Genomic DNA, 26,914 nt, shown 5'->3' on the forward strand with positions numbered 1-26,914 from the left:
GGAGCCGCGTCGATCCGAGGGCCTTCGATTATCCGGCGACGGTGCCGGATCGAGCTGGGGTCAGCCGGCCGGTCGGGCGGTCTTCATGGCCCGGTCGAGCTCCCAGTAGGCGCGCAGCGCCGCGATCTTGCCCTCGGCGTCGACCCGGTAGGTGAACACGCCCTCGGCGTCGATGAGGTGCCCGCCGAGGGTGGTGCGGATGAGGCCGGTGAAGGCGACCTCGTTCCCGCAGGCGAAGGAGTCCTCGAAGAGGAACTCGATGGACTCGGTCGGCGCGATGGCGGTGTCCCAGAACGCGCCGATGGCGTCGAGGCCGTGGTGCCCCTTGCCCTCGGGATCGAAACCGGAGGGACCGATGGGATCCTCGACGACACCGTCGGCGGCGAACAGCGACAGCCAGGCGAGCTTGTCGCGGGAGCGTACGGCGGCCTGGGAAGCCAGGCCCGCGGCGCGCGCGGGGTGTTCGGTGAGTGTGGTCATCGCGCCTTCCCGTGGATCGGATCGGCGATGTATTGCTCGGCGAAGCGGCGCAGCGAGTCCTGCTTGGCGGCGAGCTCGCCGTCGAAGCCGATGCCGTCGAACAGCCAGGGAATGACGATCGCGTCGGTCACGCCCGCGTCGGCGAGATCCTGGTAGCCCTCGCGGCCCGCCTTGTCGACGCAGACCGCTTGGATCTCGAACGGATCCTCGGAGCGACCGTACTCGGCGCGCAGGGCGTCGAGCTTGCCGATGGTGTCGGTGAGTTCGGCGAAGGTCATCATGGCCGAGGTCCAGCCGTCGCCGACCCGGGCCGCGCGGCGCAGCGCCACGTCGGTGTGGCCGCCGATGTAGAAGGGCACCGGCTCGCTCGGGGCCGGGCTCATCTGCAGTTCGTCGAAGTCGTAGAAGTCCCCGTGGAATTCGACCATGCCGCCGCCCAACACCAGTTTGATGACTTCGATCATCTCGTCGACCCGGGCGCCGCGGCGGGCGTAGGGCTGCCCGCACCACTCGAATTCCTCCGGCGCCCAGCCGATCCCGACGCCGAAGCCGAAGCGGTTGTTCGTCAGGTTCGCCACCGAGCCGACCTGCCTGGCCAGCAACAGGGGATTGCGCGAGCCCAGCTTGAGGACGTTGGTGTAGAAGCGCAGCCGGGTGGTCACCGCCGCCATCGAGGCGGCGGCGATCAGCGGATCGACCCACGGGGTGTCCGGGCCCCAGAACCGGGCGCCGTCGGCGGTGTAGGGATACTTCGCCGCCGCCGACTTCATGTAGAACAGCGAGTCCGGCAGCGCGATCGAGGTGTAACCGCATTCCTCGGCGGTGCGCGCCAGCTCGCCCAGTTGCTCGAGCGGGCTGAGCGCGATTCCCAGCGTGAACTGCAGGGGGCGGGTCATGCGCCCGGCCGATCCGAGCCGACCACCCACATCGAGAAGTACTGCGAGCCACCGCCGTACGCGTGGCCGAGCGCCTTGCGCGCCCCGGCGACCTGGTAGTCGCCCGCCCGGCCCATGACCTGTTTGGCGGCCTCGGCGAAGCGGATCATCCCGGACGCGCCGATCGGGTTGGAGGAGAGCACGCCGCCGGACGGGTTCACCGGCAGCCTGCCGCCGATCTCGGTCTCGCCCTTCTCGGTGAGCTTCCAGCCCTCGCCCGGTGCGGCGAAGCCGAGGTTCTCCAGCCACATCGGCTCGAACCAGGAGAACGGCACGTAGATCTCGGCGGCGTCGATCTCCTCGAGCGGATCGGTGATGCCCGCGGCCTCCCACAGCGCCGCGGCCGCGGCCTGGCCCGCCTGCGGGTTCACATGGTCGCGGCCCGCGAAGGTGGTCGGCTCGGTGCGCATGGCGGTGGCGTGGATCCAGGCGACCTTGCGGCCCTCGGACTCCACCTTCTCGGCGGCCTCGGCGTCGCCGATGACGATCGCGCACGCGCCGTCGGAGGAGGGGCAGGTCTCGTCGAAACGAATGGGATCCCAGAGCATCTGGGACTCCAGCACCTTCTCCAGGGTGATGTCGGCCTGCTGCAGGTGGGCGAGCGGGTTCTTGGCGCCGTTGCGGCGATCCTTGACCGCGACCATCGCGCCGATATGGGTGGGCGCGTTGGAGCGGCGGATGTAGGAGCGCACGTGCGGGGCGAAGTAGCCGCCCGCGCCCGCGCCGACCGGCATGGTGAACGGAACCGGGATCGACAACGCCCACATGGCGTTCGACTCCGACTGCTTCTCCCACGCGATGGCCAGCACCCGCTTGTGCACGCCCGCCTGTACCAGGTTCGCGGCCACGATGCCGGTCGAGCCGCCCACCGAACCGGCGGTGTGCACGCGCAGCAGCGGCTTGCCGGTCGCGCCGAGCGCGTCGGCGAGGTAGAGCTCCGGCATCATGACGCCCTCGAACATGTCGGGGGCCTTGCCGACCACCACGGCGTCGATATCGGCGATGGTGAGGCCGGAATCGGTGAGCGCGCGATCGATGGCTTCGCGGCACATGCCCGCCATCGACACATCGTGGCGCTTCGTCACGTGATGGGTTTGTCCGGTGCCGAGCACCGCGGCCGGGAAGCTCATCGGCTCGCCTCCGAATCCAGGACGGTCACAAGGTTCTGCTGCAGCACCGGGCCGCTGGTGGCGTGGGCGAGAGCGCGGCCTGCGGTGCCGGTCATGATCGCCGTGGCCGCATAGCCGATGCGCTCGAGGCCGGCGGCGAACATCGGGTTCGCGGCCAGCGCGCCACCGGAGGGGTTGATCCTGGTCTCCGGTTTCAGGCCGAAGGCCTCGGTGAGGATGAGCTGCTGATGGCTGAACGGGGCGTGCAGTTCGGCCAGGTCGAAACCGCTCACATCGCCGCCGGTCGCGGCCTGGGCGGCCGCGGCGGCCGAGGGCGAGACGGTCAGATCGCGCGCGCCGAGCACGGGGGAGTCGATGCGATGGGCCATCGCGGTGATCCAGGCGGGACGCTCGCGCAGCTCGCGGGCCCGGTCGCCGGTGGCGAGCACGATCGCGGCCGCGCCGTCGGTGATCGGCGCGACGTCGTGGGCGCGTAGCGGATCCGCGACATACGGCGTGTCGAGCAGGGCGTCGAGGTCACCGGATTCGCCGGCGGCCACGGCGGCCATGTCGCGTTCGCTCCAGCGGCCCGCGTCGATGCCCGCGCGGGCCTGCAGGCCCGCGATGGACAGCGAGTCCGGCCACAGCGGGGCGACCAGATAGGGGTCGAGCTGCATGGTCAGCACGCGGCGCAGGCTGCCTGCCGAGGACTTGCCGAAGCCGTAGACCAGGGCGGTCTGCGCCTGGCCGGACTTCAGCTTCACGAACGCCTCGTAGAGCGCCCAGGCCGCGTCCATCTCCACGTGCGATTCGTTGATCGGCGGCACCGCGCCGATGGAGTCGACCGCGGAGATGAACGAGAAGGCGCGCCCGGCCAGGTAGTCCGAGGAGCCCGAGCACCAGAAGTCGATGTCGGACTTGGTGATTCCGAGTTCGGTGTAGAGCTGCTGGAAGCAGGGCACCAGCATCTCGACACCGTTGGTGGTGCCGAAGGTCTCCGGCACGTGCGGCGCGTGGGCGAAACCCACGACCGCGATGTCGGTGGAGTTGTCGGTCAACGTGCTCGCCTCTCAGAGATGGTGCTTGTAGGTCTCGTAGTCGGCGTCGGGCTCACCGCTGGGCTCGAAGTGGTCCACGTTCTCGAGCCCGTGGCCCCACTGCTCGCGCGGTTTCCAGACCGCCTTCACACGCATGCCCATCCGGACCTCGCTCGCCTCGCAGCCCAGCACCAGGTGCAGGACCGGGATGTCGGCGCCGTCGAGCAGCACGTAGGCCGCCACATAGGGCGGCTTGATGCGCTGGCCGAGGAAGGGCACGTTGACGATGCAGAAGGTGGTGACCGTGCCGTGGTCGGACAGTTCGATGTATTCCTCGGTCGGCCTGCCGGAGGTCGGCTCGGCGCCGCGCGGCGGGAAGTAGACCTTGCCGCCGGCGTCGGTGCGCGCGCCGATCAGCTTGCCCTCGGCCAGACCGCGCAGATACACCGTCTCCTGCGGGGAGGCGGTGTGCTTGTAGGACAGATCGACCGGCGTGGTGATCATGGTGACCGGCTCGGTGCTGTCGTCGGACGTCGTTGCCGCACCGACGCTTTCGTCACCCGGCTCGAAGCAGACGATGTCCTTGATGTCGCCGGTGGTCTCGGCCGCCCAGCGCGCCCGCACCCGCAGGCCGGTGTGGATCTGCTCGGGGGACTCCACGTCCACCGCGTGCAGCAGGGCGGAGTCGGCGCCGTCGAGGGTGATCAGCGCCCAGGCGAACGGGCGGTCGAAGGGCTGGCCGGGCTGCGGTTCGCGCACCCAGGTCCAGGTGGAGACGGTGCCCACATCGGCCACGTCGACGAATTCGGTGAGCGGCAGATTGCTCACGGGATCGTATTCCGGCGGCGGGACGATCACCCGGCCGTCGCTCCCGCGCGCGCCGACGACCTTGCGGCCGCGCAGCCCGGTGAGGAACGCGCCGATGGTCGGCCCGACCGAGCGGGTGTAGTCGAAGCGCATCCGCAGGGGCGCGCTCAGCACATCGGGTGCCGTCCTGGTGTCCAATTCCGGCCCTTTCTCGGCGGTGACAGTAGTGGTGGGGGCACCGTCCGGGGTTGCGTGGACGTGGCCTTCGGACGCCGCGACGACGCCGGACGCGCTATTCCCCTCGGTCACACATTCGAGTAGAACAGGTTCTTATTCTGGTGGCAAGCAGAAGCCTGCGGAAAGGGTCGATCATGAAGTTCGGACTACAACTCGGATATTGGATGGCGCAGCCGCCCGCCAACGCGGGCGAGCTGGTGATGGCCGCCGAGGAGGCCGGATTCGACGCCGTTTTCGCGGCCGAATCCTGGGGCTCGGACGCCTTCGGCCCGCTGACGTGGTGGGGCTCGCGCACCGAGCGGGTGCGGTTGGGCACCTCGGTGGTGCAGATGTCGGCGCGCACCCCGGCGGCCACCGCCATGCACGCGCTGACACTCGACCACCTCAGCGGCGGCCGGGCGGTGCTCGGACTCGGCGTATCCGGCCCACAGGTGGTGGAGGGCTGGTACGGGCAGCCGTTCGCCAAGCCGTTGCAGCGCACCCGCGAGTACGTCGAGATCATCCGCAAGGTGCTCGCCCGCGAGGCCCCGGTGACCAGCGACGGCCCGCACTATCCGCTGCCCTACACGGGCCAGGGCGCCACCGGTCTCGGCAAGCCGCTCAAGCCGATCGTGCACCCGCTACGTGCGGATCTGCCGATCTGGCTGGGCTCGGAGGGCCCGAAGAATGTGGCGCTGACCGCCGAGATCGCCGACGGCTGGCTGGCGATCTACTTCGCTCCGCGGCTGGCCGATATGTACCACTCCTGGCTGGACGAGGGTTTTGCCCGGCCGGGCGCCCGCCGCTCCCGCGAGGATTTCGAGATCGCCGCGAGTTGCCAGGTGGTCATCACCGACGATCCGGCGGCCGAGCTCGAGCGGATGCGCTGGATCATGGCGCTCTACATCGGCGGCATGGGCGCGCCGGAGATGAACTTCCATGCCCAGGTCTACCGGCGGATGGGCTACGACCGCGAGGTCGACGAGATCGGTGCGCTGTTCCGGGCCGGGCGCAAGGTGGAGGCCGCCGCGGCGGTGCCCGACGAGCTGATCCTGGACACCGCGATCATCGGCGACGAGGCCCATGTGCGCGAGCGGTTGAAGGTCTGGGAGGCGGCCGGGGTGACCATGATGTTGGTGTCGGCTCCCGATGTCGAACATCTCGCCAAGCTCGCACCCCTTGTCGATCGGTAGAACACGTTCTAAATTCGATGGGGTGACGACGCAGGAGTCAGAAATTCTCGGTCTTTGGAACATCGCCGCCGCCGAGCCCGATCGGGTGGCGTTGGTCGATCCGTCGGGACGGGAGGTGAGTTATCGCGAACTGGCCGATCTGGCGAACCGCTACGCCGCCGGATTGCACGATCTCGGTCTGCGTACCGGCGACGTGCTGGTGAGCATGGTGCACAACTGTGCGGAGGCCATCGCGATCTACTTCGCGGCCTACCAGTCCGGTCTCTACATCGTGGCCGTGAACTGGCACCTGACCGGCCCCGAGGTCGCCTACATCCTCGGCGACAGCGAGGCCAAGGCGTTCTTCGCCAGTGACCGCTTCGCCGCGGCCGCGTCCGCTGCCGCCGACGAGGCGGGCCTGCCCGCTTCCGCGCGCTTCTCGGTCGGCGAGATCGACGGCTTCACCCCGCTGTCGGAACTGGGCGACGCCGATGCCGGCAGGCCGCAGGAGCGCACCACCGGCGCGCCGATGCTCTACACCTCGGGAACCACCGGGCGCCCCAAGGGAGTTCGGCGGCCGCTCACCGGGGCCGACCCGGACGTGGTATCGGTCGCGAACACCTCGTTCTTCGCCCTGTTCGGCCTCGGGCCCTACGACGACCACGTGCACATCTGCGGTTCGCCGCTCTACCACACCGCGGTGCTCAACTTCGCCACCATCTCGATCCAGTTGGGGCACAAGGTCGTTCTGATGGACAAGTGGACCGCGGAGGAGATGCTGCGGCTCATCGACAAGCATCGCGTCACCCACAGCCACATGGTGCCCACCCAGTTCCACCGACTGCTCGCACTGCCCGAGGAAGTGCGCGCGAAGTACGACGTGTCCTCGCTGCGCAGCATGGTGCACGGCGCCGCGCCGTGCCCCAGGGAGACCAAGCTCGCCATGCTGGAGTGGTGGGGGCCGACGGTCACCGAGTACTACGCGGCGACCGAGGGCGGCGGCACGGTCATCTCCGGCGCGGAATGGCTGCAGAAGCAGGGGTCGGTGGGCAAGTCGTGGCCGTACTCGGTGATCAAGGTGCTCAGCGAGACCGACGGCTCGGAGCTGCCGCCCGGTGAGACCGGCCTGGTCTACATGAAGATGGGCGCTTCCAGCTTCGAATACCACCACGACAAGGCCAAGACCGACGAGTCGCGGGTCGGCGACCTGTTCACCGTCGGTGACATCGGCTACCTCGACGAGGACGGCTACCTGTTCCTGTGCGACCGTCGCTCGGACCTCATCCTCTCCGGTGGCGTCAACATCTACCCGGCCGAGGTCGAGACCGTGCTCATCACCCATCCGAAGGTCGCCGACGTCGCGGTCTTCGGTATCCCGCACGAGGATTGGGGCCAGGAGGTCAAGGCGGTCGTGCAGCCCGCCGAGGGTGTGACAGGCGGCGAGGAACTCACCGCCGAACTGCTCGCCTTCGCTGCCGAGCGCCTGGCCAAGTACAAGATGCCGCGGTCGATCGACTACCTCGACGAGCTGCCGCGCGATCCGAACGGCAAGCTCTACAAGCGCAAGCTGCGCGAACGCTACGTGCCGGCGTCCTGAAGTCGCGTTACCGCGGTCGGGGCCCCCGGCCGCGGCGGAACTCTCAGCCGCGGCCGGGGGACGCTCAGGACGATGCGCTCTCCCCGGCCGCGGCTTCGTCGCGCAGTTCCATCGGCAGGCCGAACAGCGGGAACAGCCGCTCGGTGTCCAGGAAGAAGTTCAGGCCGCTGATCGAGCCACCGGACAGCTCCAGCACGGTGATCGACCACGGCGCATAGACGCCGGGGGTCTCGGTCGGCTTGTAGTGGCCGAAAGCGGGCAGCCCGTTGGCGCCGTCGAGCCGGACCAGCCGCGAGCCCTCGCAGGCCGAGCCGGTGCCGAGCATGAACGCGGCGACGTTCTCCGGCCCGCTGATCCATAGCTCGATCGGCGGCATGGACAGGGCCACATCGGCTTTCAACAGCGCTGTCAGCGCGTCCATGTCGTAGGCCTCGAAGGCGGTGACGAATTCGTCGACGAGTCTGCGCCTGCCCTCGTCGGCCTCGTCGTAGGCGTCGCTGTCGGCCGGGCGCACCTTGGCCATGGTGGCGCGCGCCCGTTGCAGGGCGCTGTTGACCGAGGCGGGGGACATCATCAGCGCATCGGCCGTCTCGCTCGCGGAGAAGCGCAGCACCTCGCGCATGATCAGGATGGCGCGCTGGGTGGCGGGCAGGTGCTGGCAGGCGGCCACGAAGGCCAGTCGTAAAGAGTCCTTGGCGGTAACGTGCTCGGCCGGGTCGGCGCCGAAGGCGAGGGCGTTCGGAATCGGTTCGACCCACACGTAATCCGGCTGCGGGGCGGGCAGCGGCGCATCCGGCCGGGACGGCCCGGACAGATCCATCGGCCTGGCCCGGCGCTGCGGACCGTCGAGCATGTCCAGGCAGACGTTCGTCGCGATCTTGTAGAGCCAGGACCGCAGGCTGGCGCGGCCCTGGAAGGAGCCGTAGGACTTCCATGCCCGGGTGAAGGTCTCCTGCACCGCGTCCTCGGCCTCGAAAGAGGAGCCGAGCATGCGGTACGCATAGGCGCACAGTTCCCGCCGGTGGGATTCGAACGCGGCGAGCACGCTCGCGTCGGCCGTGGCGGTGGTCGAACCAGCCGTGTCGGTCATGGCGACGACGATGCCACAGCCCACCGACAGGAAACAGGGTATGAAACGTCGCGCCGCGACCGATGAATCGACCCGGGGGTCTCCGTCTGCACCTATGACATCGACAGCGTGTGTGAGAGGAAACCGCTATGAGCAGCAAGATGATCTTCGTCAATCTTCCGGTCGCCGATCTGGCCCGGTCCAAGGACTTCTACCAGTCGCTGGGCTGGAAGCTGAACGAGGACTTCACCGACGACAACGCGGCCTGCATCGTGGTCGACGACAACATCTGCGTGATGCTGTTGACCAGGCAGTACTTCCAGACCTTCACCCGCCGCCCGGTCGCCGATACCGGCGCGGCGGCCGGCGCGGGCTACGCCCTCTCGCTCGGCAGCGCGGCGGAGGTCGACGCGCTGACCGAGGCCGCGGTGGCGGCGGGCGGAAGCGAGGAGGTCAACGAGGACAAGCGCGCCCAGGAAGCCGAGGTCGGCATGCACGGGCGCACCTTCCTCGACCCGGACGGCCACCAGTGGGAGCCGTTCTGGATGGATTACCCGGGCGCCTAGCGGGCGGCGGGCGCCCCGCCTGCGACGCCCGTGCTCTCACTGTCCGGTGAAAGTGGCCTTGCGCTTCTCGGCGAAGGCCCGCGGGCCCTCCTTGGCATCGGCGGAGGCGAAGACTTCGGCGCCGAATTTCGCCTCGATCTTGAAGGCCTCCTCCTCGTGCAGGCCCTCGGTGTCGCGGATGGTACGCAGGATGGCCTGCACGGCCAGCGGTCCGTTGGCCGCGATCTGATCGGCCAACTCCAGTGCCTTGTCCAGCGCGGTGCCGTCCGGGACCACATGGCCGATCAGGCCGATCTCCTTGGCCTCGGCCGCGAGTAGATGGCGGCCGGTGAGCAGGATTTCCGCGGCGATGGTGTACGGGATCTGGCGGACCAGCCGCACCGCGGAGCCGCCGAGCGGGAACAGGCCCCAACGCGCCTCGGAGACACCGAATTTCGCGCTCTCGCCGGCCACCCGGATGTCGGTGCCCTGCAGGATCTCGGTACCGCCCGCGATAGCGGGCCCCTCGACCGCCGCGATGAGCGGCTTGGTGAGCCTGCGGCCCTTGAGCAGGGCGTCGAAGCGGGTGAGATCCCAGCCGCCGCCCTTGAACGAGTCACCCGGCGGCCGGGCGTTCATCGCCTTGAGATCCATGCCCGCGCAGAACGCGCCGCCGGCGCCGGTCAGGATCGCCACGCGGATGTCCGGATCGCTGTCCACCCGATCCCAGGCGTCGCGCATGATCGCCATCATCTCCGCCGACAGCGCGTTGCGCGCCTCGGGCCGGTTCATCGTGACGATCAGGACGTGACCGCGCTGCTCGACGAGGCAGTGCGGATCCGAAGGACTCGGGGGAGTCGCTTCTTCCGGCACCGCGTGCCCGGCTGCCGCTTCTGAGGTCATGACTTCGTTCTCCTGACTTCTCGAGTCTTGTCAGAAACAGTAACACGTTCTATTTTGAGGGTGTGAGCTACAACATAGCGGACCTCGTCGAACATGCCATCGACCTCATGCCCGATCGCGTCGCTCTGGTCGACGACGCCCGTGAGGTGACTTACGCGCAGCTGGAGGAGCGAGCCAACAAACTGGCCAACTACCTGCTGGAACACGGTGTGAAGCCGGGTGACAAGGTGGGCATCTACTCGCGCAACACCATCGAGGCCGCCGAGGCCATGGTTGCGGTCTTCAAGGCCCGCGCGGTGATGATCAACGTCAACTACCGGTACGTCGAGAACGAGTTGCAATACATCTTCGACAATTCGGACATGGTCGCGCTGATCCACGAGCGTCGCTACAGCGACAAGGTGGCCGCGGTGCGGGCCAGGACGCCGCAGCTGCACACCGTGATCGTCGTCGACGACGATACGACCGGCACCATCGCGACCGCAGCCGATTCGGTCGAATACGAAGCGGCGCTGGCGCGGTCCTCCGCTGCGCGCGAGTTCGGCGAACGCTCGCCCGACGACCTCTACATGCTCTACACCGGCGGCACCACCGGCCTGCCCAAGGGCGTCATGTGGCGGCAGGAAGACGTCTGGCGGGTCCTCGGCGGCGGCATCAACTTCATGACCGGCGAACGCGTCGCCGACGAGTGGGATCTGGCCAAGGAAGGCCAGGCGGGCGGCGTGCTGACCCGCTATCCGATACCGCCGATGATCCACGGCGGCTCGCAGTGGGCCAGCTTCCAGAGCCTGTTCGCCGGCGGCAAGGTCGTCATGCTGCCGGAGTTCAGCGGGCACGGCGTCTGGCAGGCCATCGAGCGGCACGGCGTGAACGTTCTGTTCATCACCGGCGACGCCATGGCAAGGCCGATGCTGGACGCGCTGATCGAAGGCCATCCCGAGACCGGCAAGCCCTACGAGCCGAGCACCCTGTACGCGATCGCCAGCAGCGCGGCGCTGTTCTCGCCCGCCATCAAGGACAAGTACCTGGACCTGCTGCCCAACCGGGTCATCACCGACTCGATCGGCTCCTCCGAGACCGGGTTCGCCGGCATCGGTATGGCCGCCAAAGGCTCGACGCACACCGGCGGGCCGCGCGTGAAGATCGACGCCTCCACCGCGGTGATCGACGACGAGGGCAACCCGGTGACGCCCGGTTCCGGTCAGGTCGGCGTCCTGGCGCGCAGCGGCCACATCCCGCTCGGCTACTACAAGGACGAGGCCAAGACCGCGGCGACGTTCAAGGAGTTCAACGGCATCCGCTACTCCATCCCCGGCGACTTCGCGCGGGTGGAGGAGGACGGCACCGTCACCATGCTCGGACGCGGCTCGGTGAGCATCAACTCCGGCGGCGAGAAGATCTACCCGGAGGAGGTCGAGGGCGCGCTCAAGGCGCACCCGGAGATCTTCGACGCGTTGGTCGTCGGCGTCGAGGACGAGCGCTGGGGACAGCGGGTCTGCGCGGTCGTGCAGTGCCGCGGCGGCAACCGCCCGAGCATCGAGGAGTTGCGGCCGATCCTCACCCAGGAGATCGCCTCCTACAAGCATCCGCGTAGCCTCTGGTTCGTCGAGGAGATCAAGCGCTCGCCCGCGGGCAAGCCGGATTACCGCTGGGCCAAGGAGCAGACCGAAGCGCGACCGGCCGACGAGCACGCCGAGGCGGGCGCGAAGCAACCGGCACAGCAGTAGCAGGCCGACGGGTCGACGGGCCGCCGCGTCACGACGCGGCGGCCTTTTCGCGCCCGGCGGCGGACAGGAGTGAGATGGATATTCCGCCTGCGTTCTTCGAGCGCACCGACCGTGGTTTCGAGCCGCTGCCCGCCGCGGTGGGCGCGTGGTCGCCGGACATGGTCAACGGGCCCGCGATCTGCGGCCTGCTCGGCGGTGAACTCGATGCCGCGCACCGGCCGGACGGGTTCGTCCCGGCGCGGCTCACCGTCGACCTGTTCCGCGCGACGCTGCGCAAGCCGCTCGAGGTCACCACCGTGGAGGTCCGCCGCGGGTCGCGCATCGCCGTGGCCGACGCCCAGTTGCTCCAGGAGGGCCGTGCGGTGGCCCGGGCCACCGCGGTGTTCCTGCGGCCCTCCGAGCAGCCGCCGGGGGAGGTGTGGACGCGCGGAGAGGTCCCCGCGCCGCCGCCGGCCGAGCTACGCGGCGGGCCGGTGTCGTATCTGTGGAACAGCGGCGAGGATCCCGCCGGATGGTCGCACCGGCTGGGCGGTCATCAGAACGATCAGCGCAAGCGCACCTGGCAGCGGCCGTTTCCGGTGATCCTCGGTGCGGAGCCGAATGTGCTGGCCACCGTGGCGACCGTCGGCGAGTCCACCAGCATGCTGACCAACTGGGGGCAGCGGGGCGTCGGCTACATCAACGGCGACCTCACCCTGGTCCTGAGCAGGCTGCCGCGCGGCGGCGCGATCGGCGTGCAGGCCGAGAACCACTTCAGCGCGGACGGCGTCGCGGTCGGCAATGCCACGCTGTTCGACGAGGACGGGCCGTTCGGTGCGGGTGTCACCACGGCCGTGGCGAATCCCGCTGCGCAGGTGGACTTCTCGCGGCACTGAGCCGCCGCGCCGGGCCGCGGCCCGCTCGACTCACGCCCTCGCCGATGCCGCCATGACCGCGCACACGACGGAACCGCCGGGGAACTGTCCGGGCGGCTCCGGCGTCTCGCGCGCGCCGGGCTATGCGTCAGGCCGGGTCGGCCAGCAGGGCGCCAAGGGCGCGCAGGTGGTCGGTGGCTCCGCCGAGGGCGAACTCGTTGTGCTTGGCGGCGGTGAAGTAGTTGTGCACGATGTGGTCGCGGTCGATGCCGACGCCGCCGTGGATGTGCACGACGGTGTGGGCGACCCGGTGGCCCGCGTCGGCGGCCCAGAACTTGGCGGTGTGCACGGCCTCGGCGGCGGGCAGGCCCTCGGCCAGCCGCCAGGCCGCCTGGGTCACGGCCAGGCGCAGGCCCTGCACATCGATGTAGGCGTCGGACAGACGCTGGGCGACGGCCTGGAAGCTGCCGATCGGCTTGCCGAACTGTTCGCGTTCCCTGGCGTAACCCGCGACCAGGTCCAGCGCGCGTTCCAGGGTGCCCAGCTGCTGGGCGCTCAGCGCGAACCAGGCGCGGGTGAGCAGCCGGTCCAGGACCGCCGCGCCGTCGGCGAGCGAACCCACGAGTTCGGCCGGGGCGTCGGCGAATTCGACGATGAACTCCGCGCTGAGGTCGACGACCTGCTGTGCGGTGATCCGCACGCCCTCGGCCGCCGGATCGACCAGGAACACGGCGGGGGAGCCGGCCACCTGGGCGGACACCAGCAGCCGCGCGGCGCGGTCGGCGTAGGGCACGGTGATCTTGGTGCCGGTCAGCCGCCAGCCGTCCGCGCTCTCGGCGGCGACGGTGGCGGGCGCCTCGGGGCGGTAGTTGAACTCCTCGATCAGCGCGGCGCTGACGATGTCGGAGCCGGTGCCCGCTCGGCGAGCCAGGTCGCGCTGCTCGGGCGAGCCGACGCGGGCCAGCGTGTCCGCGCCGACGACCACCGACCACAGGTAGGGCACCGCGGCCACCACCTTGCCGAGTTCGCGCAGCACCGCGAACTCCTCGAGGGCGCCCAAGCCGTTGCCGCCGACCTCCTCGGGCAGGGTGGCCGACAGGATGCCGGTCTCGGCGAGCGCGTTCCACAGCTGTTCGTCGAATCGCGCGGGGGCGTCGAGTTCGCGCAACCGGTCGGCCGTCACCAGCTTCGCGCACACATCGCCGGTCAGTGCGGCGAGGTCGAGTTGGCCCTCGGTGGGGGTGAAATCCATGGTGTGGCTACCTTTCCGGTTCAGCGGGCCGAGGCAGGCTGGCGCAGGGCGGTCATGGCGATGATGTCGCGCTGCACCTCGTTGGTGCCGCCGCCGAAGGTGAGGATGAGCGCGGCGCGGTGCAGGCGTTCGAGCCTGCCGCGCAGTTGCGCGCCCGCCGAGTCCTGGCGCAGACAGGCCTGCGGACCGAGCACCTCCATCAGCAGCCGGTAGGCCTCGGTGGCCAGCTCGGTGCCGTAGACCTTGCAGGTCGAGGCGTCCCAGGGCTTGGGCGCCGCCTCGCCGCCCGCGTCGGCGCGGCTGGCGATCTCCCAGTTCAGCAGCTTGAGGTACTCGACCTTGGCGTGCACCTCGGCCAGCTTCACCCGCACCCATTCCTGGTCGATCACCCGGGAGCCGTCGGCGGTCTTCGTCTCGCGCGCCCACCGCAGAGTCTGGGCCAGGCCGGTCATCAGCGAGCCCGCGGAGGTCAGCGCGACGCGCTCGTGGTTGAGCTGGTTGGTGACCAGCGCCCAGCCGCCGTTCTCCGGGCCGACGCGCGAGCTGACCGGTACTCGCACGTCCTGGTAGTAGGTGGCGCTGGTGTCCGGGCCCGCCATGGTGTGCACCGGCGTCCAGGAGAAGCCCTCGGCGTCGGCGGGCACGATGAGCATGCTGATGCCCTTGTGCTTCTTGGCGGTCGGATCGGTGCGCACCGCCAGCCAGATGTAGTCGGCGTAGGCGACCAGGCTGGTCCACATCTTCTGGCCGTTGATCACGTAGTCGTCGCCGTCGCGGACCGCGGTGGTGCGCAGCGCGGCCAGGTCGGTGCCCGCGCCGGGCTCGGAGTAGCCGATGGAGAAATGCAGTTCGCCCGCGGCGATCCTGGGCAGGAAGAATTTCTTCTGCTCCTCGCTGCCGTAATGCATGATCGTCGGGGCCACCGAATTGATGGTCAGGAACGGCACCGGCGCGCCCGCGATGGCCGCCTCGTCGGTGAAGATCAGCTGGTCCATCGTGGGGCGGTCCTGGCCGCCGAATTCCTTCGGCCAGCCCAGCGCGAGCCAGCCGTCGCGGCCCATATCGCGCACGACCTCGCGGTACACATCGCCCTCGCCGTACTCGCCGGTGGTGGAACTGAGCGCCGCGCGCCGTTCCGGGGTGATCAGCCGGGCGAAGTAGTCGCGCAGCTGGGCGCGGAGCTCCTCTTGCTGCGGCGTGTACGCGATGCGCATGGTGAGACCTCGTGTCGTGGCGGCGGGCGTCCGGGGCGGAACCGACGTTGTCCCGATAATTGCACATCGACTGAAACATGTTCCAGTATTGCCGGGCAATCCGGCCGATGCGGGCGCGCGTGCCCGCCTCGGCTTGTAATCTGGCGACGAAGTCGGGTGTGAAGGAGAAGTCATGAAGGTCAGCGTCGATCTCGACCAGTGCGAGGCCAACGGAATCTGCGTCGGATTCGCCCCCGACGTGTTCGAACTCGACGACGACGACCAGCTGCACATCCTCGCCGACGAGGTGCCCGCCGATCGGCGCGCCGAGGTGGAGGACGCGGTGGCGCAGTGCCCGAAGGCCGCGCTGAAGCTGCTGTGATCGGTTCTTGTCACCGATAGGAACACGTTCTAAAGTCGGCCCGGTGAGCGAAACGAATCTGAGCTTGGCGGGTCGGGTGGCCCTGGTGACCGGTGCGGGTGCGGGACTCGGCAAGGCAGAGGCGCTGGCACTGGCCCGCGCGGGTGCCTCGGTGGTGATCAACGACCTCGCCGAGAACGAGGCCGTGGCCGAAACGCTGGCCGAGATCCGGGACCTGGGCGCCAAGGCGGAATTCGTCGCGGGCAGTATCGCCGAGCGCGCCACCGCCGACGCGCTGATCGAAACCGCCGAACAATCGTTCGGCGGCGTCGACATCGTGGTCAACAACGCGGGCATCACGCGCGACCGGATGCTGTTCAACATGTCCGACGAGGAATTCGACGCGGTGATCGCGGTGCACCTGCGCGGACATTTCCTGCTGACCCGCAATGCCGCCGCGTATTGGCGCGGCAAATCCAAGGCGACGGGAGCGCCGGTGTACGGCCGGCTCGTCAATACCTCGTCCGAGGCGGGATTGCTCGGTCCGGAAGGTCAGGCGAACTACGGCGCGGCCAAGGCCGGCATCACCGCGCTGACGCTGTCGGCCTCGCGGGTGCTCGCGCGCTACGGCGTGCGGGCCAACGCGATCGCGCCGCGCGCCAGGACCGCGATGACCGCCGCGGTCTTCAGCGACGCGCCCGAGGGCGGAGTCGATCCGCTCTCGCCCGATCATGTGGCGAACCTGGTGGCATACCTGGCCTCGCCGGCGGCGGAGCGGGTGAACGGGCAGCTGTTCGTGGTCTACGGGCCGATGGTCGCGTTGATGGCCGCCCCCGTGGTCGAGCAGCGCTTCGATGCCGCCGGTGATGCCTGGGATCCCCAGGAAATGGCGCACACGCTGGGCGGATACTTCGCCGAGCGGCCGGCCGATCGGAGCTTCTCGGCCTCGTCGCTGAAGGATCTCGGTTAGCCACATCCGCTGCGCGCCGCGGGGGTCGCTCGACTGTGTCGTGTCACAGTCGGGTGGCAGCTCGGACACGGGCAACTGATCATTTGTCCATTTGTTGATCCGGGGTCCGCCGCTTGGTAGACATGTGTGTCCATGTGCTGTGCCCGGTGTCACAGTCGGTGCCGGTTGTCCACCCGGGAAACGTGCTGGACACGGTGCTGATACCTGTTTCAAATTTTGCGGACTGAGATTCGACAAATTGCAGGTCAAATGTGAGAAAAAGGCACCATTCCATATATGAACGTGTTCTAATCATCACGGCGAAGCGGCCACGGCGATGGGTCGTGCCGTGCGCCGTAAACGCTTCAGTGAGCTAGGAGGATCGCGGATGAACGAGGTCCTTGCCGTTCCGCTCCGGGCCGTCGGCGGGTTCTTCGAACTCTGCGCCGATGTCGCTCGAGCGAGTTTCCGCAGGCCCTTCCAAGCGCGTGAGTTCATCGATCAGTCCTGGTTCATCGCACGCGTCTCGATCGTGCCGACCCTGCTGGTGGCGATCCCGTTCACCGTTCTGGTGAGCTTCACGCTGAATATCCTGCTGCGTGAGATCGGCGCCGCCGACCTCAGCGGCGCCGGCGCCGCCTTCGGTGCGGTGACCCAGGTCGGCCCGATCGTCACGGTGCTCATCGTGGCAGGCGCGGGCGCCACGGCCATCTGCGCCGACCTCGGCGCACGCACCATCCGCGAGGAGATCGACGCCATGCGGGTGCTGGGCATCGACCCGGTGCAGCGGTTGGTCGTTCCGCGCGTGCTCGCCTCGATGTTCGTCGCACTCATGCTCAACAGCCTGGTGTGCACGATCGGCATCGTCGGCGGGTTCCTGTTCTCGGTGTTCCTGCAGGACGTGAATCCGGGCGCCTTCGTCAACGGCATCACCCTGCTGACCCATCTGCCCGAGTTGATCATCTCCGAGGTGAAGGCCGGGCTGTTCGGGCTGATCGCCGGGCTGGTGGCCTGTTATCTCGGCCTGAACGTCAAAGGCGGTCCCAAGAGTGTCGGTGATGCGGTGAACCAGACCGTCGTCTTCGCCTTCATGGCACTGTTCGTGGTGAACGTGGTGGTCACCGCGGTCGGCATCAAGTTCTCGGTGCGGTGACGCGATGTCCTTCGTGATCCAGTCCCGCTTCCCGAAGATGGTGCGGCGCGTGCGCCGGTTCTCCGACTCGCTGGACACCATGGGCAAGCACGCGGTGTTCTACGCCAGGGCGCTGGCCTCCATCCCGCGCGCACTGGTGCACTACCGCACCGAGGTCATCCGGCTGATCGCCGAGATCTCCATGGGCACCGGGGCGCTCGCTGTCATCGGCGGCACCGTGGTGATCGTCGGCTTCCTGACGCTGTTCTCCGGCGGCACCATCGCCGTACAGGGGTACAGCTCGCTGGGCAATATCGGCGTCGAGGCGCTGACCGGCTTCTTCTCGGCGTTCCTCAACGTGCGTATCGCCGCGCCGGTGATCTCCGGCATCGGCCTGGCGGCCACCATCGGGGCCGGTTCGACCGCGCAGCTCGGCGCCATGCGGGTCTCCGAGGAGATCGACGCGCTCGAGGTGATGGCGATCCGCCCGGTGCCGTACCTGATCGGCACCAGGGTGCTGGCCGGGATGATCGCGATCGTGCCGCTGTACGCACTGGCGGTGATCGCCTCGTTCTTCGCGGCGCGTTTCGCCACGGTGGTCATCTACGGCCAGTCGGCGGGCGTCTACGACCACTACTTCTCGACCTTCCTGATCCCCAGCGACATCCTGTGGTCGTTCGTCCAGGCGATCCTGATGGCGTTGGCGGTCATGATGATTCACACCTACTACGGATATTTCGCCGCGGGCGGCCCGGTCGGGGTCGGCGTCGCGGTCGGCAATGCGGTGCGCGCCTCGCTGGTCGCGGTGGTCACGGTGACGCTGCTGATGTCGCTGGCCATCTACGGCACCTCCGGCAACTTCCACCTCTCCGGGTAGACGGGCAGGACATGGCGGGTACGAAGAATCCACAGGCGAGCAGGCTGGACAGCCCGCTCGGCCTCAAACTGGCCGGCTTGGCGATGGTGCTCGGGCTGGTGGCGGTGGTCGCGGTCGCGCTGACCATGTTCGTCGGCGGCTTCACTCCCACGGCGACCGTGCTGGTGCAGACCCCGCGCACCGGGCTCGTGCTAGATCCCGACGCCAAGGTGAAGGTGCGCGGCGTGGAGATCGGCACGGTCGCGGGCATCGAGCGCAGCGGCGAGGGCGCCACCCTGGAACTGGCGCTGAACCCGGACATGCTGAAGCTGGTGCCGGCCAACGCCACCGTCGACATCCGGTCGACCACGGTGTTCGGCGCCAAGTACGTCAACTTCCAGATTCCCGAGCACCCCTCGGCCGAATCGCTGCGAGCGGGCGCGACCGTGGTCGCCGAGCACGTGACCGTCGAGTTCAACACGCTGTTCCAGCAGTTGTCCGACATCCTGGCCCAGATCGAACCGCAGAAGCTCAACGCCACCCTGTCCGCGCTCGGCCAGGCCCTGCACGGCCGCGGCGCGACGCTGGGGCAGCTGATGGCCGACCTGGACGGGTATCTGCGCGAGATGAATCCGACCCTGCCCACCCTGCGTGCGGACCTGCGGGCGAGCGCGGAGGTCACCCACCTCTACGCCGACGTCACCGGTGATCTGCTGCGCACGGTGGACAACGCGGTGGTCACCAGTGAGACCTTGGTCGACGAGCAGGCGAGCCTGGACGACGTGCTGGCCAACCTGATCGGCCTGGCCGACACCACCGGCTCGGTGCTGCGCGAGAACGAGCAGAACCTGGGCACCGCACTGGATCTGCTCCGTCCCACCACCGAGTTGCTCGAGGAGTACTCGCCGAGCACGCAATGTCTGGTCAACGCGGTGGCGCAGCTGCTGCCGATCGGTGAGGCGGCCTTCGGCGGCATGCAGCCCGGCGTGGCCATGAACACCAACTTCATGTTCGGCGCCGAGCCCTACAAGTTCCCCGACGACCTGCCCAAGGTCAACGCCACCGGCGGCCCGCGCTGCGAGGGCCTGGTCGACCGGGTGCCGGGCAGCCACGCGAACTACGTCGTCACCGACACCAATCAGGGCACGCCCTACGTGCCGTCCATGGAAACGAAATTCAATGGTCCCAAAGTGTTCCAACTGCTGATGAACGGCATCCCGGGGGTGAGCGCGCCGTGAAGAACACCGCTACCACCGTCAAGCTGACCATCTTCACCCTGGTGATGGCGCTGATCTTCGCCGGTCTCGCCGTGGTGTTCAGCCAGATGCGCTTCGCCAGGCAGGACGGCTACCACGCCGTGTTCACCAGTTCCTCGGGCATCCTGCCCGGCGACAAGGTGCGCATCGCGGGCGTCCCGGTCGGCTCGATCAGCTCGGTGAAGGTGGAGTCCGACGAGCCGGGCCGGGATTACCTGGCCCACATCGAATTCGACATCGACCGCAAGTACCGGCTGCTCACCAGCACCCGCGCGCAGATCAAGTACGAGAACCTGGTCGGCGACCGGTATCTGGAGTTGGTGGAAGGGCCGGGCAGCGCCGACGAGCTGCGGCCCGGCGGCACCATCCCGATCTCCCAGACCGCGCCCGCACTGGATCTGGACATGCTGCTCGGCGGATTCAAGCCGCTGCTGCGCGGACTGGACCCGGGCCAGGTCAACGACCTGACCAACGCGCTGCTGCAGGTCTTCCAGGGCCAGGGCGGCACGCTGGTCTCGCTGCTGAACAGCGGCGGTTCCTTCGCCCAGACCCTCGGCGAGCGTGACGCGCTGATCGGCAGCGTCATCGACAACCTCAACACCGTGCTGGCCACCATCGACGAGCGCGACGAGCAGTTCGACACCACACTGAACGAATTGCAGCGCCTGGTCAGTGGATTGGCCGCGGACGCCGACCCGATCGCCTCGGCCATTCCGCGGATCTCGGGCGCCACCGGGGATCTCACCGATCTGCTCGCCCAGGCCCGCCCCGACCTGCGTGACACCGTCGCGCAGACCGACCGGCTCGCGGGCAATCTCAACGCGGGCGAGGACACCATGGAGTGGGTCATCCAGCAACTGCCGGAGACCTATCGCAAGCTGATCCGTATCGGTTCCTACGGCTCGTTCCTCTCCCTCTACGTCTGTGCCACGAACTTCCTGATCGACGGCCCCGACGGCAAGCCGCTGAAGGTCAACATGCCCGGCGGTCAGGACACGGGAAGGTGTGCGCCGGAATGACAGGCACCGGAATGACAGAGAACCGATCGCCCGCCGTCACCATCGGCATCGTCGGCATCGTCGTCGCGGTCTGCATCGCCCTGTCGGCACTGCAGTTCGACCGGCTGCCGTTCATCCGGTCCGGCGCGAGCTACACCGCCTTCTTCGCCGACGCGGGCGGGCTGGTGCCCGGCGACCACGTGCAGGTGGCCGGGGTGCGCTCCGGCCGCGTCGACGACGTGCAACTGGCCGGGGACAAGGTGCTGGTGAAGTTCACCGTCGACGAGAACATCGTGCTCGGCGACCGGACCTCCGCCGCGATCAAGACCAACACCGTGCTCGGGCGCAAGTCGCTCGAGGTGGTGCCCGAGGGCGAAGGGGCGTTGCGCCGGGACGACACCATCCCGCTCGAGCGCACCACCTCGCCGTACTCGCTCAACGACGCCCTCGGCGAACTCGCCGCCACCGTCGGGGGTCTGGACATGGCCAGGGTCGACGAGACTCTCGACGCGCTGTCGGTGACCTTCGCCGACACCCCGGCGCCCCTGCGCGGCGCGCTCGACGGCATCACCCAGCTCTCGCGCACCATCAACACCCGCGACGAGGCGCTCTCGCAGCTGCTGGAACGGGCGCAGAGCGTGACCCGCATCCTGTCCGACCGCAGTCAGCAGATCAACGCGCTGCTGCTGGACGGCAACCAGCTGCTCGGCGAGCTCGATGCCAGGCGCACCGCGCTCGGTCAGCTCATCGTCCACGTCAACGGCCTGGCCCAGGAACTGCGCGGGCTGGTCGCCGACAACGAGGCGCAGCTCGCGCCCGCGCTGAACAAGCTGAATCAGGTGCTCGACGTGCTGCAGCGCAACCGGCAGGACATCAGCGAGGCGCTCGACGGGCTCGGCCCGTTCGCGGCCGCCCTCGGCGAGCAGGTCGGCAACGGGCCCTGGTTCAACGCCTACGTCTCCAACGCGACCAGCGTCGGCCTGCAGCCCCTCGTCGACGCGCTGGTCTGGCCCGAGCATCTGCCCGACGATCTGCGCAACTTCTTCTTGAACCCGCCGCCCTCGATCGAGCCGGCCGTGCAGGAGCCGCCGCGATGACCACACCCGACACCACAATCCCCGCCGACCGGGCCCAGGGCTCGCGCACGCTGCCGCGCTGGGTGCTGCTCACCGCGGGCGCGCTCGTGCTCGCCCTGCTGGCCGCGCTGCTCTACGTCGGCATTACGCGGATCGGCACCATGCGGATCACCGCCTACTTCCCGTCCACCTCGGGCCTGTACAAGGGCGACGACGTGCGGGTGCTCGGGGTCTCGGTCGGCGAGGTCGACTCCGTCGAGCCGGGCGACGAGCAGGTGAAGGTGCGCATGACCGTCGACCGCGGCGTCGACATCCCCGCGGACGCCCGCGCCGTCATCGTCTCGCCCTCGCTGGTGACCGCCCGCTTCGTCCAGCTCGCCCCGGCCTACACCGGCGGCGACAAGATGTCCGACGGCGACGAGATCCCGATCGAGCGCACGGCGATCCCGGTCGAGTGGGACGACATCAAGACCGAGCTGTCCAAGCTGGCCACCACCCTCGGCCCGGTCGGCGACGACGAGCAGGGCTCCTTCGGCCGCTTCGTCGACACCGCCGCCGACAACCTCGACGGCAACGGTGAGCGGATGCGCGAGACGCTGCGCGAGCTGTCGGCCACGCTCACCACGCTCTCCGACGGCCGCACCGACCTGTTCGGCACCATCCGCAATCTGCAGCACTTCGTCGAGGTGATCTCGGCGAGCAACGAGCAGATCGTGCAGTTCGGCGGCAGGCTGGCCTCGGTCTCCTCGGTGCTGGCGGGCGTCTCCGACGATCTCGGCGCCGGCCTGGACAATCTGGACCTGGCCGTCGCCGACGTGCAGCGCTTCCTGGATTCCAGCGGCGCCGAACTCACCGAGGGCACCCAGCGCCTGGCCGACGTCACCCAGATCCTGGTCGACAAGCGGCCCGAGGTGGAGCGAGTGCTGCACTCGGGGCCGACCGCGCTGGTGAACTTCTACCAGCTCTACAAGCCGGCCCAGGGCAGCTTCACCGGCGCCATCGCCCTGAACAACACCGCCAGCCCGCTGAGCTTCCTGTGCGGCTCGATCCGCGCGCTCGAGGAGAACGACTCCGACCGCACCGCCGACCTGTGCGCGGCGCAGCTGGCCCCGATCATCGAGTCGCTGGCCTGGAACTACGCGCCGATCATGGTCAATCCGGCCACCGGCGTGCACGCCTTCCCGAACCAGATCACCTTCAGTCCGCCGAGCCTGGCCGACCAGGTGCCCGAAGAGATGAAGAACCCGCGGGCGGCCGCACCGGCTGCCACGCCGGTCTTCGTGCCCGAAGGGCTGGCCGGACTGGCGATACCCGGAGGTGGACGATGAGCCGCGCACGCCGCACGACCGCGGTGCTCGCGCTGGGGGTGAGCCTCGCGCTGGCCACCACCGGCTGTGAATGGACCGGCCTGAACTCGCTGCCCATGCCGGGCGCGGAGGGCACGGGCGAGGGCGCCTACGAGGTGCGGATCCAGATGCCCAATGTCACCACGCTGACCCAGAATTCACCGGTCCGCGTCGACGACGTGGACGTGGGCTCGGTGACCGACATCGTGGTGCAGGACTGGCACGCGCTGGTCACCGTCTCGCTGAACGCCGATGTGCGCCTGCCCGCCAACGCGATCGCCCGGATCGGCCAGACCAGCCTGCTCGGGTCCAATCACGTCGAGCTGGCCGCGCCCGAGGACGTCGCGCCGGAAGGACAGCTCGCGCCGGGGGATGTGATCCCGCTGGAGCGCGCCGGCGCCTATCCGACCACCGAGGAAGTGCTGTCCTCGCTGTCGGTGGTGCTCAACGGCGGCGGCATCGCGCAGCTGGAGACCATCACCTCCGAACTCAACGCCGCGCTGACCGGCCGCGAGGACGCCATCCGCGACCTGCTGCCGCAGCTGAACGAATTGACCACCAACCTGCAGGAACAGACCGGCGACATCATCGCCGCGATGGAAGGCCTCGACCGCTTCGGCGGGCAGCTCGCCGACCAGCGGGTGGTGCTCGAGCGCGCGCTCGACGAGATCCATCCGGCGCTGACCGTGCTGGCCGATCGCCGGGAGAACATCACCCGCGCGATCACCGCGCTGGGCGACCTCAGCGACGTGACCCAGCGGGTGATCGACACCAGCGGGGAGAACCTGAAGGCGAACCTCGACGCGCTGTGGCCGACCCTGCAGCGGCTGGCCGACACCGGCGGCAATCTCGCCGAGTCCCTGAAGATCCTGCTGTCCTTCCCGTTCCCGCTGAAGAACCTGGACAAGGCCATCAAGGGCGACTACCTGAACCTGTTCATGACCGTCGACATGACCGGCAAGCGGCTGGACACCAACTGGCTGTCGGGCACCCCGCTCGGCGGTCGCTTCGGCGGTGTGGAGGGCATCGTCGGCAGTTTCGCCCCGAGCACGGCCAGTGACGCGGGCAATCCGGCCACCGGACCGATCGCCGAACCCTCGCCGACGCCGTCGCCGACCCCCACCATCCCCGGTCTGCCGCCGATCCCCGGTCTGCCCGCCATCCCCGGGCTGACGGTTCCGCTGGAAGGGGGACAGCCATGAAACTGACCCGGTTCGTTCGCATCCAGCTCGTCATCTTCTCGGTGCTCACCGTGGTGGGCCTGACCGTCATGGCGGGCACCTATGTGCAGCTGCCCGCGATGTTCGGCATCGGCCGCTACCGGGTGACCGTGCAGCTGGCCGCGACCGGCGGGCTCTACGAGCACGCCAATGTCACCTATCGCGGCACCAATGTGGGCCGGGTGAAGGAGGTCCGGCTCACCCCCGAAGGCGTGGAAGCCGAACTGTCCATCGACAGCGACTACAAGATCCCCGCCGATGTGGCCGCCTGGGTGCGCAGCGTCTCGGCGATCGGCGAGCAGTACGTCGACCTGGTCCCGCCCGACCCCTCGACCGGCGGCAGGCTCGGCGACGGCGCGGTCATCCCGGTCGACCGCACCCAGCTCCCGCAGGACGTCGGCGCCCTGCTCGACCAGAGCGAACGACTGCTGGCCAGCGTCGAGGACACCCGGCTGCGCCAGGTGATCGACGAGGCGTTCAAGGCCTTCAACGGCGCGGGTCCCGACCTGCAGCGCTTCATCGACTCGGCCGCGCTGCTGGTGCAGGAAGCCCAGGACAGCACCGAGCCGACCAAGAAGCTGATCGAGCAGATCGGCCCGCTGCTGGACACCCAGCTGCGCTCGCAGGACGCCATCCGGTCCTGGACCGCGGATCTGGCCACCCTCACCGACGAGCTGCGCTCCCACGACCCCGCGCTGCGGAACCTGTTGCGCGACAGCCCCGCCGCGATGGCGCGGGTGACCCAGCAGTTCAACGAGCTGCAGCCCACGTTGCCGATCCTGCTGTCCAATCTGGTCAGCGTCGGCCAGGTCACCTCGATCTACCACGCGGGCATCGAGCAGGTGCTCGTGGTGTACCCGCCGCTGGTGGCCTCGCTGATCACCGCGATCCGCGGCCCGCTGGAGTACGGCGTGATGGTCGACTTCATGACCGTGGTGCACGACCCGCCCGCGTGCACCACCGGCTTCCTGCCCGCCGACGAGCGGCGCTCGCCCAGCGAACTCGACAGTGTCCCCACCCCGCCCGGTCTGTACTGCAAGATCCCGCAGGACTCGCCGATCGAGGTTCGCGGCATCCGCAACACCCCATGCATGGAGTACCCCGGCCGTCGGGCCCCCACCCCGGAGCTGTGCCGCACCGGATACGTCCCGCTCGGCGACGAACCGCTGTACCTTCCGGTGGACCCGGCGGCGCCCGCCGCCGGCCCGGGGCAGGACCCGGCGAGCACGGCGCCCGCCTCTTTCCAGGCGCCGGCGTCGGCCAGGTCCTACGATCCGTCCACAGGTGTCTACATCGGCACCGACGGCCGCACCTACCGGCAAGGAGATGTCGCTCCCGGCGGTTCCGGGACGGTACCTTCGAGCTGGCAGGCGATGCTCGAGGAGCAGCAACGATGAGTGATATCAACGACGATTCACGACGTACCCGCCGTCGGGCGGTCCGGACAGCCGGGCCGCCGGTGGAGGACACCGAGGCCGCCACCGTGACGGTGAGCGCTGCCGACCCGGGCGGTTCGGAGGAGGCCGCGACGGAATCCGCTCCCGTGTCCGGGACCGAGGCGAAGAAGTCCGCCGCCGAGGCGCAGGCATCGGCTGTCGACGGCGGGGCGGACGCGCAGCCGCGGACCGCGGCGGACGAGACGGCCTCCGCGCGGAAGACACCGGCAGAACCGGCAGTCGGCGCGGATGAATCGGACGAGCCGCCGACGGTGCTGTTGTCCAAGTCCGCGGACGCGGACGCGACTCGCGCAGCCGGGGAGACGGCGGGCGAGCAAGCCTCGGACGAGAAGCCCGACGCCGCCGGCTACAGCCTGCGCGGGATCGTCCTGGCCGCGGCCGCCGCGGTGCTGATCGCCGCGTTGCTGGCAGGCGCGGTCGTCTCGGTGTTCACCGTCCGGTCCATCGACCGGCAGGCCGAGCGGCGCACCGAATACGTGCAGACCGCCGAACAGACGATCCTGAACCTCACGACCATCAATGCCGACACGGCCAAGGAGGACATCGACCGCATCCTGTCGCTGGCCTCCGGCAAATTCAAGACCGAGTTCGACGGGCGCGTCGACCCGTTCCTGAGCATCGTGCAGCAGGCCGAGGTCCGCGCCACCGGCGAGATCGTCGAGGCCGCGCTGGAGAGCGAGGAGGGCGACTCCGGGAAGGTGCTCGTCGCCGCCAAGCAGACCCTCACCAACGCGGGCCAGGAAGGACCGCAGACGCGGAACTACCGGTTCCGGGTGACGGTGTCCGAATCCGACTCCGGCCTGACGGCCTCGAATGTGGAGTTCGTGCCATGAAATTCACCCGAGGCGTGATCGCGGCCTTCCTCGCGGGCGTGCTCGCCTTGTCCGCTCTGCTGGTCATCGGATTCGGCGGCTACCGCTACTGGAACGCCGAGCAGGAAAAGCAGGCCCGTGAGCAGGCGCTGGAGGCGGCGAACACGGCCGTGCCCGCCATGTTCAGCTACGAGTACACCACCGTCGACACCGAACTGCCGAAGGCGGCGGAGCTGCTCTCGCCCGCCTTCCGCGAGGACTACCTGAAGCTGATCGGCCAAGCCATCGTGCCCGGCGCCAAGGAGAAGCAGCTCACCGTGCTGGCCACCGCGCAGGCCGGCGGCGTGGTCGAGGCCGATCGTGACCGCGCCGTGGTGATGCTGTTCCTCAATCAGGTGACCACCAGCAAGGACAGCCCGCAGGGCACCACCACCGGCAGCAGGGTGCGCGTCGCCCTGGACCGGGACGGCGACCGCTGGCTGGTCGACGCCGTCACGCCGATCTGAGCCCGCACCCGCCTGCGCGGGCAGCGCCGATCGACGCGGCGGATCGCCG

General features: G+C 69.0%; 26 protein-coding genes. 17 read left to right on the forward strand and 9 right to left on the reverse strand.

The genetic code is table 11. The annotated features are described in order from the left end of the window. Positions 1-60: 60 nt before the first annotated feature. From ON26_RS02395 to ON26_RS02415, 5 genes are read right to left on the reverse strand one after another with little or no spacing between them, the layout of a single operon-like run. A complete protein-coding gene (locus tag ON26_RS02395; RefSeq protein WP_040794292.1) occupies positions 61-480 on the reverse strand; it encodes a nuclear transport factor 2 family protein in 420 nt (139 codons plus the stop codon). Then, on the reverse strand, positions 477-1,376 hold the full coding sequence (locus tag ON26_RS02400; RefSeq protein ID WP_040794316.1) for a TIGR03619 family F420-dependent LLM class oxidoreductase: 900 nt from the start codon (positions 1,374-1,376) through the stop codon (positions 477-479). The genes ON26_RS02395 and ON26_RS02400 overlap by 4 nt, the downstream gene beginning before the upstream one ends. Next, positions 1,373-2,545: a thiolase family protein gene (locus ON26_RS02405; protein WP_040794293.1), complete on the reverse strand. Its 1,173-nt coding sequence runs from the start codon at positions 2,543-2,545 to the stop codon at positions 1,373-1,375. The genes ON26_RS02400 and ON26_RS02405 overlap by 4 nt, the downstream gene beginning before the upstream one ends. Then, on the reverse strand, positions 2,542-3,582 hold the full coding sequence (locus ON26_RS02410; protein ID WP_040794294.1) for a thiolase family protein: 1,041 nt from the start codon (positions 3,580-3,582) through the stop codon (positions 2,542-2,544). The genes ON26_RS02405 and ON26_RS02410 overlap by 4 nt, the downstream gene beginning before the upstream one ends. Before the next feature lie 12 nt (positions 3,583-3,594). Continuing rightward, positions 3,595-4,521: a Zn-ribbon domain-containing OB-fold protein gene (locus ON26_RS02415; RefSeq protein ID WP_051026570.1), complete on the reverse strand. Its 927-nt coding sequence runs from the start codon at positions 4,519-4,521 to the stop codon at positions 3,595-3,597. Positions 4,522-4,739: 218 nt separating this feature from the next. Here ON26_RS02415 and ON26_RS02420 point away from each other — a divergent pair, with 218 nt between their 5' ends. Together ON26_RS02420 and ON26_RS02425 are read left to right on the forward strand one after the other, a co-directional pair. Continuing rightward, complete coding sequence (locus tag ON26_RS02420) at positions 4,740-5,777, forward strand: LLM class F420-dependent oxidoreductase (protein ID WP_040794295.1); 1,038 nt, start codon at positions 4,740-4,742, stop codon at positions 5,775-5,777. 22 nt (positions 5,778-5,799) lie between these two features. Next, positions 5,800-7,353 (forward strand): acyl-CoA synthetase, encoded by a 1,554-nt coding sequence (locus ON26_RS02425; protein ID WP_040794296.1) that lies wholly within the window; start codon positions 5,800-5,802, stop codon positions 7,351-7,353. A 64-nt stretch (positions 7,354-7,417) separates the two neighbouring features. Here the strand turns inward: ON26_RS02425 and ON26_RS02430 are convergent, their stop codons facing one another. After that, positions 7,418-8,443: a sigma-70 family RNA polymerase sigma factor gene (locus tag ON26_RS02430; protein WP_051026572.1), complete on the reverse strand. Its 1,026-nt coding sequence runs from the start codon at positions 8,441-8,443 to the stop codon at positions 7,418-7,420. Between the two features lie 128 nt (positions 8,444-8,571). Here ON26_RS02430 and ON26_RS02435 point away from each other — a divergent pair, with 128 nt between their 5' ends. After that, the gene (locus ON26_RS02435) at positions 8,572-8,988 is read left to right on the forward strand and encodes a VOC family protein (protein ID WP_040794297.1); all 417 of its coding nucleotides are present in this window, start codon (positions 8,572-8,574) and stop codon (positions 8,986-8,988) included. A 36-nt stretch (positions 8,989-9,024) separates the two neighbouring features. On the opposite strand, the gene ON26_RS02440 is transcribed toward ON26_RS02435, so the two are convergent. Beyond that, positions 9,025-9,870 carry a crotonase/enoyl-CoA hydratase family protein gene (locus tag ON26_RS02440; protein ID WP_040794298.1) on the reverse strand — a complete coding sequence of 282 codons (846 nt, stop codon included), beginning with the start codon at positions 9,868-9,870 and terminating at the stop codon, positions 9,025-9,027. 62 nt (positions 9,871-9,932) lie between these two features. Here ON26_RS02440 and ON26_RS02445 point away from each other — a divergent pair, with 62 nt between their 5' ends. After that, the gene (locus ON26_RS02445; protein ID WP_040794299.1) at positions 9,933-11,597 is read left to right on the forward strand and encodes an acyl-CoA synthetase; all 1,665 of its coding nucleotides are present in this window, start codon (positions 9,933-9,935) and stop codon (positions 11,595-11,597) included. A gap of 74 nt (positions 11,598-11,671) precedes the next feature. Beyond that, positions 11,672-12,472 (forward strand): acyl-CoA thioesterase domain-containing protein, encoded by an 801-nt coding sequence (locus tag ON26_RS02450; protein ID WP_040794300.1) that lies wholly within the window; start codon positions 11,672-11,674, stop codon positions 12,470-12,472. A 127-nt stretch (positions 12,473-12,599) separates the two neighbouring features. Here the strand turns inward: ON26_RS02450 and ON26_RS02455 are convergent, their stop codons facing one another. Then, the gene (locus ON26_RS02455; protein WP_040794301.1) at positions 12,600-13,703 is read right to left on the reverse strand and encodes an acyl-CoA dehydrogenase family protein; all 1,104 of its coding nucleotides are present in this window, start codon (positions 13,701-13,703) and stop codon (positions 12,600-12,602) included. A 20-nt stretch (positions 13,704-13,723) separates the two neighbouring features. After that, positions 13,724-14,917, reverse strand: coding sequence for an acyl-CoA dehydrogenase family protein (locus ON26_RS02460; protein WP_040794302.1), 1,194 nt, complete (start codon positions 14,915-14,917; stop codon positions 13,724-13,726). 172 nt (positions 14,918-15,089) lie between these two features. Here ON26_RS02460 and ON26_RS02465 point away from each other — a divergent pair, with 172 nt between their 5' ends. The 12 genes from ON26_RS02465 to ON26_RS02520 all read left to right on the forward strand — a co-directional run bounded on the left by ON26_RS02465 (position 15,090) and on the right by ON26_RS02520 (position 26,865). Further along, positions 15,090-15,278: a ferredoxin gene (locus ON26_RS02465; RefSeq protein WP_040794303.1), complete on the forward strand. Its 189-nt coding sequence runs from the start codon at positions 15,090-15,092 to the stop codon at positions 15,276-15,278. Between the two features lie 43 nt (positions 15,279-15,321). Then, complete coding sequence (locus ON26_RS02470; protein ID WP_040794304.1) at positions 15,322-16,227, forward strand: 3-oxoacyl-ACP reductase; 906 nt, start codon at positions 15,322-15,324, stop codon at positions 16,225-16,227. Between the two features lie 367 nt (positions 16,228-16,594). After that, positions 16,595-17,359 (forward strand): MlaE family ABC transporter permease, encoded by a 765-nt coding sequence (locus ON26_RS02475; RefSeq protein ID WP_040794305.1) that lies wholly within the window; start codon positions 16,595-16,597, stop codon positions 17,357-17,359. 4 nt (positions 17,360-17,363) lie between these two features. Next, positions 17,364-18,215, forward strand: a complete 852-nt coding sequence (locus ON26_RS02480; protein WP_040794306.1) for an MlaE family ABC transporter permease — start codon at positions 17,364-17,366, stop codon at positions 18,213-18,215. Between the two features lie 11 nt (positions 18,216-18,226). Beyond that, complete coding sequence (locus ON26_RS02485) at positions 18,227-19,432, forward strand: MCE family protein (protein ID WP_051026561.1); 1,206 nt, start codon at positions 18,227-18,229, stop codon at positions 19,430-19,432. Further along, the gene (locus ON26_RS02490) at positions 19,429-20,469 is read left to right on the forward strand and encodes an MCE family protein (protein WP_040794307.1); all 1,041 of its coding nucleotides are present in this window, start codon (positions 19,429-19,431) and stop codon (positions 20,467-20,469) included. Before ON26_RS02485 ends, ON26_RS02490 begins: the two co-directional genes overlap by 4 nt. 11 nt (positions 20,470-20,480) lie before the next feature. After that, a complete protein-coding gene (locus ON26_RS02495) occupies positions 20,481-21,545 on the forward strand; it encodes an MCE family protein (protein ID WP_040794308.1) in 1,065 nt (354 codons plus the stop codon). Continuing rightward, entirely contained in the window at positions 21,542-22,852 is a 1,311-nt protein-coding gene (locus tag ON26_RS02500; RefSeq protein ID WP_040794309.1) for an MCE family protein, read from the forward strand. The genes ON26_RS02495 and ON26_RS02500 overlap by 4 nt, the downstream gene beginning before the upstream one ends. Next, on the forward strand, positions 22,849-24,072 hold the full coding sequence (locus ON26_RS02505) for an MCE family protein (protein ID WP_040794310.1): 1,224 nt from the start codon (positions 22,849-22,851) through the stop codon (positions 24,070-24,072). Before ON26_RS02500 ends, ON26_RS02505 begins: the two co-directional genes overlap by 4 nt. Next, positions 24,069-25,487, forward strand: coding sequence for an MCE family protein (locus tag ON26_RS02510; protein WP_040794311.1), 1,419 nt, complete (start codon positions 24,069-24,071; stop codon positions 25,485-25,487). The genes ON26_RS02505 and ON26_RS02510 overlap by 4 nt, the downstream gene beginning before the upstream one ends. After that, complete coding sequence (locus ON26_RS31435) at positions 25,484-26,380, forward strand: Rv1363c family protein (protein WP_157171763.1); 897 nt, start codon at positions 25,484-25,486, stop codon at positions 26,378-26,380. Before ON26_RS02510 ends, ON26_RS31435 begins: the two co-directional genes overlap by 4 nt. After that, positions 26,377-26,865, forward strand: a complete 489-nt coding sequence (locus tag ON26_RS02520) for a hypothetical protein (protein ID WP_040794312.1) — start codon at positions 26,377-26,379, stop codon at positions 26,863-26,865. The genes ON26_RS31435 and ON26_RS02520 overlap by 4 nt, the downstream gene beginning before the upstream one ends. Positions 26,866-26,914: the final 49 nt, after the last annotated feature.

The sequence above is a fragment of the Nocardia higoensis NBRC 100133 genome (genome assembly GCF_000308595.1).
Taxonomy (GTDB): Bacteria; Actinomycetota; Actinomycetes; order Mycobacteriales; family Mycobacteriaceae; genus Nocardia; species Nocardia higoensis.